Origin of the sequence: Pseudarthrobacter sp. CCNWLW217 (assembly GCF_037203985.1) — a bacterium.
In the GTDB taxonomy this organism is placed as follows: domain Bacteria; phylum Actinomycetota; class Actinomycetes; order Actinomycetales; family Micrococcaceae; genus Arthrobacter.
Genome location: NZ_JBBCBT010000007.1, coordinates 50895 through 65396 on the forward strand (window position 1 = coordinate 50895; position 14502 = coordinate 65396).

The window sequence follows — 14502 nt, forward strand, 5'->3', positions numbered from 1 at the left end:
ATGAATGACGGACTCGGCCACGGAGCGTGGGGGCTAGCGGTTGAACTTCTTCAGCCATTTGGCGCCGGGGTCCGCTTTCGTGGGGATCCCCGACTTCCTCGCCGATTCCTCGCCCGGCCCTCCGGCCACGGCCTTTTCGGGCACGACGCCGGACATTAGCTTCGCTGATTTCTCCAGCTCCTGCCGGGCAGCTTCCTCAGTGGTGGCCGCGGCTTCAGTAGTGTCCGGCAGGGTCCCGGGTTGCCCCGGAATCTTTGGCTCCGCAGCCGCCGGCCCCGTGCCTGACGATTCCGTGCCTGCCGCTGCGGTAGCAGGCTTATGGCGGGCGTCAGCGCCGCCGTCGGCTGAGCCTGTTTTTCCAGGCGCCCCAGGAGACTTGCCTGGAACGGCCGCCTGGTCCGGAACATTGCTCGCCGGGGACTCCTGGTGTCTGCCGGGCCCACCGGAATCCGCCGCGGCGTCCTGACCTGCCGGCGCCGTCTGTTCCGGTTCCAGTTCCGGTTTCGTGACGAACCCAGCGCCGGGGGCGGCCAAGGGGAGTTCCGGCAGGCTCCACGAAGGCGCCCAATCCTCCAGGAGGTGCTGGACGGACACGCTGGACCTATCCGCGGGCCCGGACGCACTGGCGGCCACCCCCGTGACGCCGAGTCCCATCCCGGCAACAACCGCCAGGCTGACGATCGTGGTCCGGTGCCGGCGCAGCCTGCGACGCCAGGACAGCTCATCCGGGCGGGAGCCCAACAGGGCGGCAAGCTGCGCGTTGGGAGGAGGAGCCGGCATGGAAGCGAGGCTTCCCAGGGACAACAGCGCGGCACGCAGGTTGGTGTCCTGCGCCTGGCCGGCGTCGAGGAGCATTTCATCCACGGTGTCCAGCAGACGGCTGGCTTGAGAAGTCATGGCGCCACGTATTCTTTCACTGAGGTTTCCTCGCGGAGCCTGTTCAAGGCCCTTCGCTGGAGCTGTTTAACGGCCCCCGGGCTCTTCCCCATGACAGCAGCGACCTGGTCGACTGTCAGGCCGCCAATAATGCGCAGCGTAAGCACCTCTTTCTGCTCATCAAGCAGGCCCTGCAGGAGGCCCAGGACTTCCGACGGCGAGACCCTTTCGAGGGCTTCGGCCTCAGCAGATGATTCCTCGCGCAGGTCCAGTTCGGCATCGAACGGCAGCTTTGCGGGGGCGCGGCTTTGCCGACGGTGGTCGTCCACCATCCGGGCGTGGGCTACGGAGAAGATGAACGTGCGCAGGCCTTGCACACCGCCGCTGACGGTCTCCAGCCGGGGAAGGACCGCGAGGAAGACGTCCTGCATAACAGCCTCCGGATCTTCAACACCGCGGGCTGTGAGATAGCCCAGGACCTGTGACGCATAAGTTCGGTACACGAGGCTGAAGAATTCCGAATCGCGGGCATTAGCCCGCAACACGTCGTCAGTCAGCGCATCGGTCACGGACGTAGGCTTTCGGTGGAGGGGACTTTGCTTGCTCAGTCTAGGGCGTGTGACGCTTTCGCAGAATGCCCTTGCCCGACTAACTTTACCCCGCAGTAACCCAGGCCGCCGAGACTGTGTGTCCATCCTCGGTATCGCCAGCTTGCCACCCGTTCGACCTGCCGAAGCAGAAAAGAGCCGGGCTGGAACATGATGGGGGACAGGTTCCAGCCCGGCGCTTCATAAAGGTAATCGCTGCAGGCCCTGCAAAGGTTACGCGCTGGCACAAAACTTTTTTGTGTCTTTCGTGCCATCGGTTCCCTAGGCTGCTCCGGTCCAATGCGGCGAAGTTGCCGGCCGGTACGATCCCTTGGCATTGACGAAGGAGTGCACCCGGTTTGCGGGCACGCGCTGGTCATCACAGTTCGGCTGGACCTTGGCAGGGACCACCCCGGGGGCCGCCTGGACAACGTTGGTGGCCGAACAGAGATCGGTCACCAACCCGGTTCCGGCGCACTCGCGCACGGCGGCAATCCCGGCGGCGACTGCGGCCTTATCCTCAAAAGCTTCGGACACAGCCATCACAGCACCGTCCGGGGCCTTGAGGCGGAACCTGAATCGTGACTCTGAATCCAAGAAAACTTCGAACTTCCCGGCCATGGTGAATCCTTCCGGTTTGTGGGGTTCGGCCCGGCAACGTCTTCGCCACCGAACGTCCCGGACGCATCGCTGCGAGGGGCTCCCACGGGTATGGTCGAACGATCTGTTGATCTGTTCAGCTTGTACATCAAGTCTCTCGGCAGCGTCGGTAGCCTCACAAGACCGGCCGGGTTAACCCTTTGTAAATTGCGTTCAACTCCGGGCAAGACAAAGCGGCGGGCCACCCTCCAGGTTCCATTGGAACCAAGGGTGACCCGCCGCCGCCGTACCCCTGACGCGTCAGCGCTGGGAGAACCTGCCAGGACGGAACGTGGCCAGCATCGGGTGCTTGTTTCCCGTCATGATTTCCCAGGCGAGCAGTTCGCCTGCGATAAGCCCCAGCGTGGCACCTGAGTGCGTGAAGGCGACGAAGCAGCCGGGCACCTGGCCAAGTTCGCCAAAGACGGGTTCGCCGTCGCCCGGGATGGGCTTGTAACCGATCTTCCAGGACGCGGGCTTGAGTTCGGGATTGCCGGCGATCAGTTTGGATGATTCGTCAGCAAGTTCCTGCACCACTTCGTCCGGGATGCTGAAGGAGCCGTCGGCATGCTCGGTGATGCGGTCTTCGTACCAGTCATGATCCAGGGCGAAGGTGTTGCCCGGGTTGGGACGCACGGCCGCCCGCGGTGTGTTCATCACCGTTGTTACCTGGTGTTCCACCGGCTTGGTGATTACGAGCATGGAGACCGGGGAGCCGTTGGGAATCTCTACGCCGAGGGGTTTCACGACGGCGGGTGTCGCGGCACCGCAGGCAACCAGAACCGCGTCTGCTCCGTACGTCTCACCGGCAGCAGTTTCGACGCCGGTGGCCCGGCCGCCGTCGACCATCACCGAGGCTTTGCCCGCATTGAGCACTAGCTGGCCGCCAAGGGCGTGGAATTCCTCCATCAGGAAGTTCACCAGGTCCGGCAGGCTCACCCAGCCCTCACCGGGGTTGAAGATTGCTTTCTCCGGAACAGCGCTGGCGTCGATGCCAGGGGTGACCGTCTCGATCTCCCCAGGCGCGAGCAGCTTGGAATCGTAGCCGATTGACTGCTCGTAGGCGTGGCGGGCTTCCGTGACCTCGACCTGCCCGGCGGCGTTCCACATAAGTCCTCCGCCGAACTGGAGCCAGTCTCGGCGAGGGTCGGCGGCGAAGAGTGTCCGGTACCTGTCCACGCCGGCAACGCGCAGCTGGTGATAGGGGGTGGAACGTTCGCCGGCTGAGTTGAGCCATGAAAGTGACCGGCCCGTGGCTTCACTGGCCAGACCTTGCTCAGTCAACAGCGTCACGGAGGCGCCTTGGCGGAGAAGGTGGACGGCGGTGGAGACGCCCATGATGCCGCCCCCGATGATGGCGACCTGCTTGGTAGCGCTGGAGGACATAGTTCTCCCTTTCTTTAGTTTCCGGATGCTTGCGACGCGCCTTGCTTACGCGAAGGCGTGAATACTTTCGATGATTTTGAGGGTTTCCAGCACTTCGGCGGGGTTCACGGGAGTTTGCCCTTCGCCCCGAAGGGAAGCTGCGAGTTCGGTATAGAAGCGCGGATAATGACCCTTTTCCGCCGGAACGGGGACGGCTGTGCCGTCCACTCCCAGTAGCCCCCAAGACTCCTGGGGATCCACGCCATAGGCAGGATCCGACGGCGTGATGCCGGCTGCGAGCGCCGGTTCCTGGCTGTCCAAGCCCCACTTCGTGTAACCGGCCTTCGAACCGAGGAGATGAAACCGGGGTCCTGACTGGGCGGCCAGGCCGTTCATCCACAGACGGGACCTGACGCCCGATTCATGCAGTAGCGACACGAAGGCCTCGGTATCGGCAGCATGCGGACAGTGGCCGTTGTTCGCCGTCTCCCCGTAGCTCACCTCCACGGGCCCAAAGAGTTGGATGGCTTGGTCGATCAGGTGGGCGCCGAGGTCATGGAGGATTCCGCCGCCCTCGGCCAACGTGGATGAATCACGCCAGTTACCGAAGCCTTCCGGCCGCCACCATTCAAAGCGTGACTCGAAGGTGTGCACCTCCCCGAGGGCTCCTTCCTGCAGCAACTTCCGGAGCGTCAAGAAGTCAGCGTCCCACCGGCGGTTCTGGAAAACCGTCAACTGCACACCGGCGTCGGACGCCCTGGCAATTAGCTCCTCACCGTGGGCGACTGTGATGACGAAAGGCTTGTCCACAACAACGTTGAGTCCACAAGCGATGGCCGTGGCGCCCAGTTCCAGGTGCGTGAGCGGCGGCGTGCCGAGCACCACCAGGTCCAGGTCCCAAGCCTGGGAGAACAGCGCCTCCGGGGAGGGAACGATTCGTGCCTGCGGGTAGAGCCGGGCGGCCTCGGCGGCACGCGCCGGGTTTGCCGTCACGATGACGTCCAGCGAGTAATTCGGGTCCGCGGCGATCAACGGCGCGTGGAAGATCTTGCCGGAGACACCGAAACCAACGACGGCGGTCCGGAGTGGGGCCGCGGTTACCTTACCCATCACAGGACTTCCGAAAGGAACCGCTGCAGTCGTTCGCTGCGTGGGTTGTCGAAAAGTTCGGCCGGCGTGCCAACCTCCACCACTTCGCCTTCGTCCATGAAGACCACTTGGTCGGCCACCTTTCGGGCGAAACCCATCTCGTGGGTGACCACCAGCATGGTCATGCCCCGTTTTCCGAGCCCGGCCATGAGATTCAGCACGCCCTTGACCAGCTCAGGGTCCAGTGCGCTGGTGGCTTCGTCGAACAGCATCACCTCAGGTTCCATGGCGAGGGCCCGCGCGATGGCGACGCGCTGCTGCTGGCCGCCGGAGAGGTCCCGTGGGCGGTGATCGGCCCGCTCAGCAAGACCCACTTCGGCGAGGCTGCGGCGGGCCCGCTCCCTCGCGTCGGCCTTGGACATTCCCTTGACACTCCACAGGGCCAAGGCCACGTTTTCGAGGGCAGTGTGGTCCGGGAAGAGGTTGAAATGCTGGAACACCATGCCAATGCGGGCGCGCAGCAGGTCCGGTTTGACCTTAAGGGCGCTTTCGCCGGCCAGAAGCACGTCGCCGCTCTTTGGTTCGTGGAGCCGGTTGACGCCGCGGAGCAGGGTTGACTTGCCCGAACCGGACGGCCCGATGATGCACGTTGTGGTACCGGGGGCCACGGTGAGGCTGACGTTGCGGAGCACTTCGATGTCCCCGTAGGCCATTGTGAGGCTCTTCAGTTCAAGGCTGGAGCCGTGAAAGGTGTAGCTCGAGGACGCGGCAGGGTTTGCGGTGTTGGATGCGAGGCTCATGTGTTGCTCCCGGTGATCAGCGGCGAGGCCGCGTCGAGTTCTTTGACTTCTTTCAAGCCGCTGCTGGGGGCAGCCGGGCGGCGGCGACCGGTCCTGAACCTGTTGTCGAAGTAATTGACCAGGTGTGTCAGCGGGACCGTAATCACAAGGTAGAAGATGCCGGCCAGGACCAGCGGGGAAAGGTTTCCGGACAACACGGCGGCGTCCTGGCCCACGCGGAAGAGCTCACGTTCGCTGACAAGTAAGCCCAGGAAGTAGACGAGGGACGAATCCTTGACGATGGCGATGAATTGGTTTACGAGGGCAGGCAGGACACGCCGGATGCCCTGCGGAACTACTACCAACGCCATGGACTTTGCGTAACTCATGCCCAGCGCGCGGCAGGCCTCACCTTGGCCCTTGTCCACGCTTTGGATCCCGGCGCGGAAGATTTCGCCGATGTACGCGCTGGCGATCAGGCTCAAGGCAATGATTCCCAGTGGGTACGGCGAAGGACCAAAGATTGACTGGCTGAAGCGTGCGAAGCCCTGACCGATCAGCAGGATTGTAAGGATTGCCGGAAGGCCGCGGAAGAGATCCGTATATATCCGGGCTGGGATCCGGAGCCATTTGGACGGTGAGATGCCCATGACTGCGACGATCATTCCAAGGACCAGCCCGATGACGGTGGCGGCGATGGAGATGATGAGCGTGTTGAGTAGCCCCACACCGAGGAGTTGGGGCAGGACTTCGGCCATTGCGCCGAAGTCGAAAAACGTGCGGATGATGGTGTTAAGCCAGTCCATGGTTGCTCTCAGACGTAGTTAGCTTGTGAGTCCCGGGCGGACCGCGAACTACGGTCCGCCCGGTGGGTGGCGGCCGGACCATGAGTCCGGCGGTCCGGCCAGCGTGTTGTGGCTACTTGCTCGGGGCAGGAGTAGCAGTCTGTTCTGCTTTGGGCAGGTACTGCTCGGGCATCGGAGATCCCGGGAACCACTTCTGGTAAAGCTTCTTCCAGGTGCCGTCCTCCATAGCTTCTGCGAGTCCCTCGTTCAGTGCCTCCTTGAAGGCCGGCTTGTCCTTCGCGATGGCAAAACCGGCCGGAGCGTCGAAGGAGGGGATGTCCGCGGCGCTGACCAGGCCGTGCTGCTCCTGGTAAGCCTTTGCGGCCTCGTAGTCCAGGAAGTGGGCGTCCACCGTTCCGCTGTTCACGGCGGCGATGGCGGTGTTGTTGTCCGGGAAGCGAACCAGGCTGGCGGAGGTGAAGTTCTTCACTGCGTAGGCTTCCTGGAGTGTTCCCTGCACTACCCCGAGCCGCTTTCCAGCGAGGCCATCTGCATCTTTGATGCCGGAGTCCTTGGTGGTGATGACGGTCAGGTAACCGGCGAGGTAGCCGTCAGAGAAATCGACAGTTTCCTTGCGCTTGTCAGTGATGCCAATAGCAGCCACACCAACGTCGAACTGGCCGTTGGCGACCGCGGCAAGCAGGCCGGAGAAGTCCTGACCGGTGAAGACCACATTGTCAACGCCTGCCCGGTGAGCCACATCCTTGAAGAGTTCAACGTCAAAGCCGGTGAAGTTCCCGCTTGCGTCGGCGAAGGTGTACGGCTTCGAGTCGCCCAGGCTGGCGACCCGGATAGTGCCGGGCTGAATCAGCCCGTAGGGGTTTTCTTCGCTCGGGCCTGTGGAGGCCGGGGTTGATCCGGCGCAGCCCGAAAATGCAAAGAGGGCCGCAACGGCGGCGGCAACGATCCCCCCGCGGCGGTAGTTCAGTCCTTTAGTCACAGCAGTTGTCCAATCAGAAGGAGGCTTAAGGCCTTTGGGTAATTCCCTTGCTGAGTCCGGTCTCACCGGCTACGATTGAGACCGGACTCACAGTGGGTTGTAAAAAATGTAACCCAAGCCACACGGGCCGTCAAGCCCCCTTCCGAAAGGCCTCAATGAGCACCACTGGTTCAAGGCGTCGGGACATCACCGTCGCTGACGTCGCCAAAGCGGCCAACGTATCCAAAGCCCAGGCCGCACGCGCACTCGGTAACTACGGGGCAGTCAGCGATGATGTCCGCGAGCGGGTCCTGGCCGCCGCGGAGGAATTGTCCTATCGCCCCAACGAGCTTGCCCGGAGCATGAATACGGGGAAATCGAACACCATAGGGGTGGTGGTGGGTGATATCGAAAACCCCCACTTCGGCCTGGCTACGAGGGGCATCACCGACGCCGCAAAGAAGGGCGGCTACAACGTCATCCTGATCAACACCGACGAGGAGAGGGCTGCGGAGGTCGAGGCCGTCCAAGTACTGTTGGACAAGCGCGTGGACGGCCTGATCGTGGCGCCGGCCTCGTCAGTGGAGAGCCAGCATTTGCAGCGGGTGCGGGACTCCGGCCGCCCGCTGGTTCTGCTGGATCGCGCTGCTGAGGGCTTGGACGCTGAAACCTTTGCCGTGGACATGGCCGCTATCTCCTTCGAGTCCACGAAGTACCTCATCGAGGCAGGGCACCGCCGCATCGCATTCGTCTCGACAGTCAGGACCGATGGGCCCTACGTGCCCGGAATGGTGTTGGACTCCTCGCAAATCTCGGACCGGCTGGAGGGCATCCGTCGTGCGTTCGAAGAAGAGGGCCTGACCCAGCCCGTGGACCTGGTCCGGCTCAACGCAGGCGGTGCGGAATCCATCAGGAGTATTACCAAGGACCTGCTTGCGGGTCCGGACGCAGCCACGGCCATCATCGCCTCGGACGGCCTCATCGCTTTGAGCGTTGTGGAGGCTATCCAGGAATCAGGCCTCTCCATCCCTGGGGATGTTTCGCTGCTGATGTATGACGATTTTGCGTGGACCCGCCTGACCACTCCCCCGCTCACAGTCATTGCCCAGCCTGTGTACGACATGGGGAAAGCCGCGGCAACCGCGTTGATCCGGCAAATTGAGGGCAGGAAACCCTCCCTTGAGAGCCCGCCCCTGACCGCGAGCCTGATTCGCCGCGGTTCCGTGGGCGCCCCGAAGAGCGCTGAGGTTTACAGCCCGGCAGGCGGTTGACCGCTGGGCAAGACAAAGCGGCGGGCCACCCTCCAGGTTCCATTGGAACCAAGGGTGACCCGCCGTCGTCGTAATTCAGTAAAAGCTAGTCGTTGATGAGGTCGTTGACCACGATCGTCTGGTCCCGGTCCGGGCCGACACCGATCGCCGAGAAACGCGTTCCGGAGAGCTTCTCCAGGGCCAGCACGTAATTGCGGGCGTTCTCCGGCAGGTCCGCCAGGGTACGTGCGCCGGTGATGTCCTCGGTCCAGCCCTCGAAGTACTCGAAGATGGGCACGGCGTGGTGGAATTCCGTCTGCGTCATGGGCATTTCGTCGTGGCGGACGCCGTCGACGTCATAAGCCACGCACACCGGGATCTGTTCGATGCCGGTCAGGACGTCCAGTTTGGTGACGAAGTAGTCCGTGAAGCCGTTGACGCGCGAGGCGTGGCGCGCCAGGACGGCGTCGTACCAGCCGCAGCGGCGGGGGCGGCCGGTGTTGACGCCGAACTCACCGCCGGTCTTCTGCAGGTACATACCCATCTCATCGAACAATTCGGTGGGGAACGGGCCGGCACCAACGCGGGTGGTGTAGGCCTTGATAATGCCGATGGAACGGGAGATGCGGGTGGGTCCGATACCGGAGCCCACCGAAGCACCACCAGCCGTGGGGTTCGAGGAGGTGACGAACGGGTAGGTGCCGTGGTCAACGTCCAGGAAGGTTGCCTGGCCGCCCTCCATCAGGACCACCTTGCCCTCATCCAGGGCGTTGTTAAGGACCAGCGTGCTGTCGATCACCAGCGGGCGGAGGCGCTCGGCGAAGGATAGGAAGTACTCCACGATCTCCTCCACTACAACGGAGCGGCGGTTGTAGATCTTGACCAGGAGATCGTTCTTCTGGCGCAGGGACCCTTCCACCTTCTGGCGGAGGATCGATTCGTCAAAAACGTCCTGGACACGGATGCCCAGGCGGGCCACCTTGTCCATGTAGGCGGGGCCGATGCCGCGGCCGGTGGTGCCAATAGCGCGGCTGCCAAGGAAACGCTCTGTCACCTTGTCCAGCACCTGGTGGTAGGGAGCGACGAGGTGTGCGTTGGCCGAAACGCGGAGCTTGGAGGTGTCCGCGCCGCGGGCCTGGAGTCCGTCGATTTCCTGGAACAGGGCCTCAAGGTTCACCACGCAGCCGTTGCCGATGATCGGGACCGCGTTGGGGCTAAGGATGCCGGCAGGAAGGAGCTTGAGCTCATACTTCTCACCGCCTACGACGACGGTGTGCCCGGCGTTGTTGCCGCCGTTCGGCTTAACGACGTAGTCGACCCGGCCGCCCAAAAGGTCAGTGGCCTTGCCTTTTCCTTCGTCGCCCCATTGGGCTCCTACGATCACGATTGCTGGCATGGGATCCTCCCCCATTCGTTCGGGCCGGCCGGTCCGTCCACCGAAGTGGCAGGCTGGTGCGGCGCCGTTCATGAGAATGCCCCGAATGGACCAGCGTTGCCATCCCGACGTGCGGCCTGGCAATGCAAGAGTTCCGGGGCTCTTACCACCCAAGTTTAGCCGATGGGGCCCGATTATCCCTTGTCAGCGCGCGCCGCCGGCATGAAGGGACACGCCACCAGATCGCTTATACCCCGCCGGTGGGTCCGCCAGCACTATTTGCCGGAGGACCCACCGGCGTTTCGTTTCGCAGGGCTTGCTAGACTGATAGAGACCGACCAGGAATCGGTCCACACACATTTCTAACCATCCCGGATCTGCGGCGTGCTCCAGTGCGCCCATTTTCCGGATTGGCAGCAGCACCGAGCCCCGCAGGAGACATAGCACTACATGACAGCCCTGGCACCTGAATCTTTCCGTGAGCAGCTTCTGAGCCGCCGTTACGAACCCAACGTTGCCGCCGTCAACGAGCTGTGCGATTCCCTGCAGAGCGTTAAGCCCCACACCGAAGTCCCTTACGTTGATCCGATGCACGATGTGGACGAGTGCCGCATCATCAGCCTGTACTCGAACATCGGGGAAGCGGATAAGTCCGGCTTTATCACCGCCGGCGACGACGACGCCGCCACCCGCATGCTGGGGATCCAGTGGAAGCTGGGCCTGCGTCCGGAGTTCGTGATGCCGTGGAACGTCCACCCGTGGCACACTCCCGGCGAGGTCAACGGCAAGTTCACCCCTGACCAGATCTCCGCAGGGCTCAAGCCGCTGCTCAAATTCCTTGCCCTGGTCCCCCGCGCCTCGGTCATCGTGGCACACGGAACCGAAGCCAACCGCCTGGCCAACCTGCTGCTCAAGACCGAGGTGCCCATGATCTGGCGCCGCGGACTCAAGACCTACAAGGTCCGCTCCCTGAGTGGCCGCGCCTTCGCCGGCACGCCCGCACGGCAGGAACAGTACCTCGAGGAAATGCGCGTGGCCTACACGGACGCCATGGCACGCACGGGCCTGGCAAAAGCCTAGGCACACGCTGCTCCCAACCGGCTGTACGACGGCGGGCGGCCACCTTCTTCTGAAAGGTGACCGCCCGCCGTCGAACATTAACTGCTTGTTATTTGCCTTCGATGGCAGCCTTCGCTGCCGGATCCGAGTCGTTCAGGAACTTCTCGATCCGTTCCGGCTCGTCCGCCTCACCTATGGCTGAAGACGCCCGTCCCAGCGAGTAGAGCGCACGCAGGAAGCCCTGGTTGGGCTCGTGCTCCCACGGGATCGGACCCACGCCGCGCCAGCCGTTGCGGCGCAGCGAATCCAGCCCGCGGTGGTATCCCACGCGGGAGTAGGCGTACGAATCGATGGTGCGCCCTTCGGCCCACGCCTCCTCCGCCAGTACAGCCCACAACAGCGACGACGTAGGGTGCTTGGCCACGAGGTCCAGCGCTTCCTGTCCCGCGTCCAGCTGTGCGTAGACCTCTGTCTCGGCAGGCAGGAGCGTGGGCTCAGGACCCATCAGGTTCTTGCGGAACTCATCGGACATTCCTAGAACGTCTTTCCGGCCGAGCCGAGCTGCTTGGTTGCTTCGACCACGCGGGCAGCCAGGCCGGCTTCGGCGGAGGCGCCCCAGACGCGGGGATCGTAGAGCTTCTTGTTGCCAACTTCGCCGTCGACCTTCAGCACGCCGTCGTAGTTCTTGAACATGTGGTCCACCACCGGACGCGTGTAGGCGTACTGCGTGTCGGTGTCGATGTTCATCTTGATCACGCCATAGGAAACGGCGTCGGCGATCTCCTGGTCAGAGGAACCGGAGCCACCGTGGAAGACGAGGTCGAACGGGCTGTCCTTGCCAATCTTGGCACCGACCTGGGCCTGGATGTCCTTGAGGATCTCCGGGCGCAGCTTCACGCCACCGGGCTTGTACACGCCGTGGACGTTGCCGAAGGTCAGGGCGGTGATGTAGCGGCCGTTCTCCCCGGCGCCGAGGGCTTCGATGGTGGCCAGGGCGTCCTCGACCGTGGTGTACAGCTTGTCGTTGATGGCGTTTTCGACGCCGTCTTCCTCGCCGCCGACGATGCCGATTTCAACTTCCAGGATCATCTTCGCGGCAGCGGTGCGCGCCAGCAGTTCGCGGGCAGTGCTCAGGTTCTCGTTGAGCGGCTCGTGCGAACCGTCCCACATGTGGGAGTTGAAGATCGGGTTCCGGCCGGCCTTGACCTCAGCCTCGGAAGCTGCCAGCAGCGGAAGGACAAAGCCGTCCAGCTTGTCCTTGGGGCAGTGGTCCGTGTGCAGGGCGATGTTGACGTTGTAGTTCTTGGCCACTTCGCGTGCGAACGCGGCGAAGCCCAGCGAACCGGCCACCATGTCCTTCGTGGAGGCGCCGGACCAGTAGGCAGCGCCACCGGTGGACACCTGGACAATGCCATCGGACTCTGCCTCGGCGAAGCCGCGCAGGGCCGCGTTCAGCGTCTGCGAAGAGGTGACGTTGACGGCAGGGAATGCAAAGCCGCCCGTCTTTGCGCGGTCGATCATCTCGGAGTAGATCTCTGGGGTTGCAATGGGCATGCTGACTCCTAAAGTGAATTTCGTCTACGGGCTGGTTGGCCCTGGAGTGAACCTCGTCGGCTAGGAACCATCCTAGCCATTTCTGCCGTGGCGCCGTGTTTCGTCTCGCGGACCGGTAACACTCCCGCAGGGGGCAGAGGGCTAGGACACGTGCTGGTTGAATACGTGCCGGCGCACCCACGCGTGCATCGCAATGGCTGCGGCGGACGCCGCGTTGATGGAGCGGGTGGAGCCGAACTGCTCGATGGACAGGGTTGCCAGCGCGGCATCGTGGACTTCCGGGGTGAGCCCCGGGCCCTCCTGGCCAAAGACCAGCACGCAGTCCTTGGGAAGCTCGTAGGTCTCCAGCGGCACGGAATCAGGGAAGATGTCGATGCCGATGATGGCCAGCCCCTCCCCCTGCGCCCACGTCACGAAGTCCTCCACGGTGGGATGGTGGCGGACGTGCTGGTAGCGATCGGTGACCATGGCGCCACGCCTGTTCCACCGGCGTCGTCCGATGATGTGCACTTCCTTGGCGAGGAACGCGTTGGCGGTCCGCACCACGGTGCCGATGTTGAGGTCGTGTTGCCAGTTTTCGATCGCGATGTGGAAGTTGTGCCGCTTGGAATCCAGGTCCGCCACGATGGCGTCGTGCTTCCAGTAGCGGTACTGGTCCACGACGTTCCGCCGGTCGCCGTCAGCCAGCAGTTCGGGATCCCAATGGTCCCCCGCCGGCGCCTCGCCCTCCCAGGGCCCGACGCCGACCTCCGCCTTTTGCCCGGATTCCTCCTCAGGCGGTGGAACGGGCAGCGGCGGGTTCTGGGGATGGTCAGTCACGCTTCAACTCTAGCGGGGGTCAGCCCTCGAGTTTCCAGCGGTTGGCGCGGTAGGAGTTGGCGATCAGCTCCAGCTGGTCAGGGTTGGCTTCCCAGTACGTCGAGTGGCCGCTGACGCCCACCATCTGCGGCGTGCCCCATGGGGTGACACTGAACAGATTGACGGCCTGGATGGTTTCTCCGCGGGCGTTCAGGCAGGTAAAGCCGATCACGACGGCGGCAGTCCGGCGGAACTCCCGGATTTCGGGCGTTGTGGTTTCAAAATTGCTGGTGCATCGGTGGCCCACCAGGTGCTGCGGCAATTCGGCCGCGGGCATGGCCTTGAACTTCGCCTCGATCTCCTTGATGGCGCCCTGGACCTTTTCGGGCTCCTTGCCGTATTTGCCCTCTTCGGCCTCCGCAAAGAAGGCGTAGGCCAGGGCGATGCCGTCCCCGTCCCGTTCCTCCGTGCCCTGCGCTTTTTGCTGCATGGGCGTGCCGGTGGTGGGGTCCGTAGTGATCCCGAAAGTGTCATCGAGGGTCCACGACGTGGGGTACTGGAAGGATGATTCCCCCGTGACAAAGCGGCTGAAGAGCGCGTCGCCCTCGGCCGGAACAGTCGCCGGCCCCTTCAGGTCGGCCCAACCTGGCGGCAGCGGAATGGCTCCGGCCGGAACATCGTCAGCGGTGGCAGAGTCCGACGGCGCGGCCGACTCCTCCGGCGCGGCGCTTTCCTCCGCGGCATGGGACGTCGCCACGGGAGGCGGGGTGTCCTGGGACTGGGGCTTTGCGAAAGTAGGGATCACCCAGGCGAACACCGCCACGAGGGCCACGATCACGACCGCCGCAACGGCTCCCAGAATGATGAACAGCGCCTTTTTGTTGCTGTGGGGCGGCTGCGGAGCCGACGGCTGTGCGTATTGGCCCGGGTACTGCAGGCCCGGGTACCGTGCCTGGGTGTCTTCGTTGCCCGGGTACTGCTGGCCCGGGTACGGACCGTGGGAATGCTGCTGGCCGGGCTGCGGAGCCTGGGGGTTGTCCTCGGCGTCCCTGGGCGGTGGTGGTGGCGCGCTGTAGTTGTTGCTCATGGCGGTCCCTTTCAGGTGCTGGCAGGCATCCTGCGGTTCCCGCGGTGCCCGGTGATTTCCGACGTCGGGGACCTGCCGGCGCAGGCCGGCACAACAACTGCCGCGGACATCCCCCGATCCGCAGCTGTTGGGCACCGTGGCGCCTCTACGAGCCTAGCCGATGGGCCGGACGGCCAAAGCGTTCGCCCGCCGTCGTCATTTCCCAGGCCTCACGTGTTCCGTGGCCTGAAGAATGACAGACTGTAGCCCGGACAAGGCACATCGGCGTTGGAGGAAAAGC

Annotated in this window: 15 protein-coding genes; 2 read left to right on the forward strand and 13 right to left on the reverse strand. The window is 63.8% G+C overall.

All coding sequences use genetic code 11. The annotated features are described in order from the left end of the window. Positions 1-33: 33 nt before the first annotated feature. From V9L18_RS09840 to V9L18_RS09875, 8 genes are all read right to left on the reverse strand, one after another. Entirely contained in the window at positions 34-897 is an 864-nt protein-coding gene (locus tag V9L18_RS09840) for a hypothetical protein (protein WP_337346982.1), read from the reverse strand. Continuing rightward, positions 894-1445, reverse strand: coding sequence for an RNA polymerase sigma factor (locus V9L18_RS09845; protein WP_337346983.1), 552 nt, complete (start codon positions 1443-1445; stop codon positions 894-896). Before V9L18_RS09845 ends, V9L18_RS09840 begins: the two co-directional genes overlap by 4 nt. A 300-nt stretch (positions 1446-1745) precedes the next feature. Then, complete coding sequence (locus V9L18_RS09850) at positions 1746-2084, reverse strand: YegP family protein (protein WP_337346984.1); 339 nt, start codon at positions 2082-2084, stop codon at positions 1746-1748. A gap of 279 nt (positions 2085-2363) precedes the next feature. Then, entirely contained in the window at positions 2364-3488 is a 1125-nt protein-coding gene (locus V9L18_RS09855) for an NAD(P)/FAD-dependent oxidoreductase (protein WP_337346985.1), read from the reverse strand. 45 nt (positions 3489-3533) lie between these two features. Next, complete coding sequence (locus V9L18_RS09860) at positions 3534-4577, reverse strand: Gfo/Idh/MocA family protein (RefSeq protein WP_337346986.1); 1044 nt, start codon at positions 4575-4577, stop codon at positions 3534-3536. After that, the gene (locus tag V9L18_RS09865) at positions 4577-5356 is read right to left on the reverse strand and encodes an amino acid ABC transporter ATP-binding protein (protein WP_337346987.1); all 780 of its coding nucleotides are present in this window, start codon (positions 5354-5356) and stop codon (positions 4577-4579) included. The genes V9L18_RS09860 and V9L18_RS09865 overlap by 1 nt, the downstream gene beginning before the upstream one ends. Next, the gene (locus V9L18_RS09870; RefSeq protein ID WP_337346988.1) at positions 5353-6141 is read right to left on the reverse strand and encodes an amino acid ABC transporter permease; all 789 of its coding nucleotides are present in this window, start codon (positions 6139-6141) and stop codon (positions 5353-5355) included. Before V9L18_RS09870 ends, V9L18_RS09865 begins: the two co-directional genes overlap by 4 nt. 112 nt (positions 6142-6253) lie before the next feature. Further along, the gene (locus tag V9L18_RS09875; protein WP_337346989.1) at positions 6254-7120 is read right to left on the reverse strand and encodes an ABC transporter substrate-binding protein; all 867 of its coding nucleotides are present in this window, start codon (positions 7118-7120) and stop codon (positions 6254-6256) included. 155 nt (positions 7121-7275) lie between these two features. Between V9L18_RS09875 and V9L18_RS09880 the strand changes: the two genes are divergently transcribed. Next, positions 7276-8370: a LacI family DNA-binding transcriptional regulator gene (locus V9L18_RS09880; RefSeq protein ID WP_337346990.1), complete on the forward strand. Its 1095-nt coding sequence runs from the start codon at positions 7276-7278 to the stop codon at positions 8368-8370. 85 nt (positions 8371-8455) lie between these two features. Here the strand turns inward: V9L18_RS09880 and V9L18_RS09885 are convergent, their stop codons facing one another. Then, positions 8456-9745, reverse strand: a complete 1290-nt coding sequence (locus tag V9L18_RS09885) for an adenylosuccinate synthase (RefSeq protein WP_337346991.1) — start codon at positions 9743-9745, stop codon at positions 8456-8458. A 429-nt stretch (positions 9746-10174) separates the two neighbouring features. Here V9L18_RS09885 and V9L18_RS09890 point away from each other — a divergent pair, with 429 nt between their 5' ends. Next, positions 10175-10804 (forward strand): uracil-DNA glycosylase, encoded by a 630-nt coding sequence (locus tag V9L18_RS09890; protein WP_337346992.1) that lies wholly within the window; start codon positions 10175-10177, stop codon positions 10802-10804. An 88-nt stretch (positions 10805-10892) separates the two neighbouring features. Here the strand turns inward: V9L18_RS09890 and V9L18_RS09895 are convergent, their stop codons facing one another. The 4 genes from V9L18_RS09895 to V9L18_RS09910 all read right to left on the reverse strand — a co-directional run bounded on the left by V9L18_RS09895 (position 10893) and on the right by V9L18_RS09910 (position 14222). Further along, entirely contained in the window at positions 10893-11315 is a 423-nt protein-coding gene (locus tag V9L18_RS09895; RefSeq protein WP_337346993.1) for a DUF3151 domain-containing protein, read from the reverse strand. A 2-nt stretch (positions 11316-11317) separates the two neighbouring features. Beyond that, positions 11318-12337 carry a class II fructose-bisphosphate aldolase gene (fbaA, locus tag V9L18_RS09900; protein WP_337346994.1) on the reverse strand — a complete coding sequence of 340 codons (1020 nt, stop codon included), beginning with the start codon at positions 12335-12337 and terminating at the stop codon, positions 11318-11320. Between the two features lie 141 nt (positions 12338-12478). Beyond that, positions 12479-13156 carry a TrmH family RNA methyltransferase gene (locus V9L18_RS09905; protein ID WP_436474556.1) on the reverse strand — a complete coding sequence of 226 codons (678 nt, stop codon included), beginning with the start codon at positions 13154-13156 and terminating at the stop codon, positions 12479-12481. Positions 13157-13175: 19 nt separating this feature from the next. Beyond that, complete coding sequence (locus V9L18_RS09910; protein WP_337346995.1) at positions 13176-14222, reverse strand: hypothetical protein; 1047 nt, start codon at positions 14220-14222, stop codon at positions 13176-13178. Positions 14223-14502: the final 280 nt, after the last annotated feature.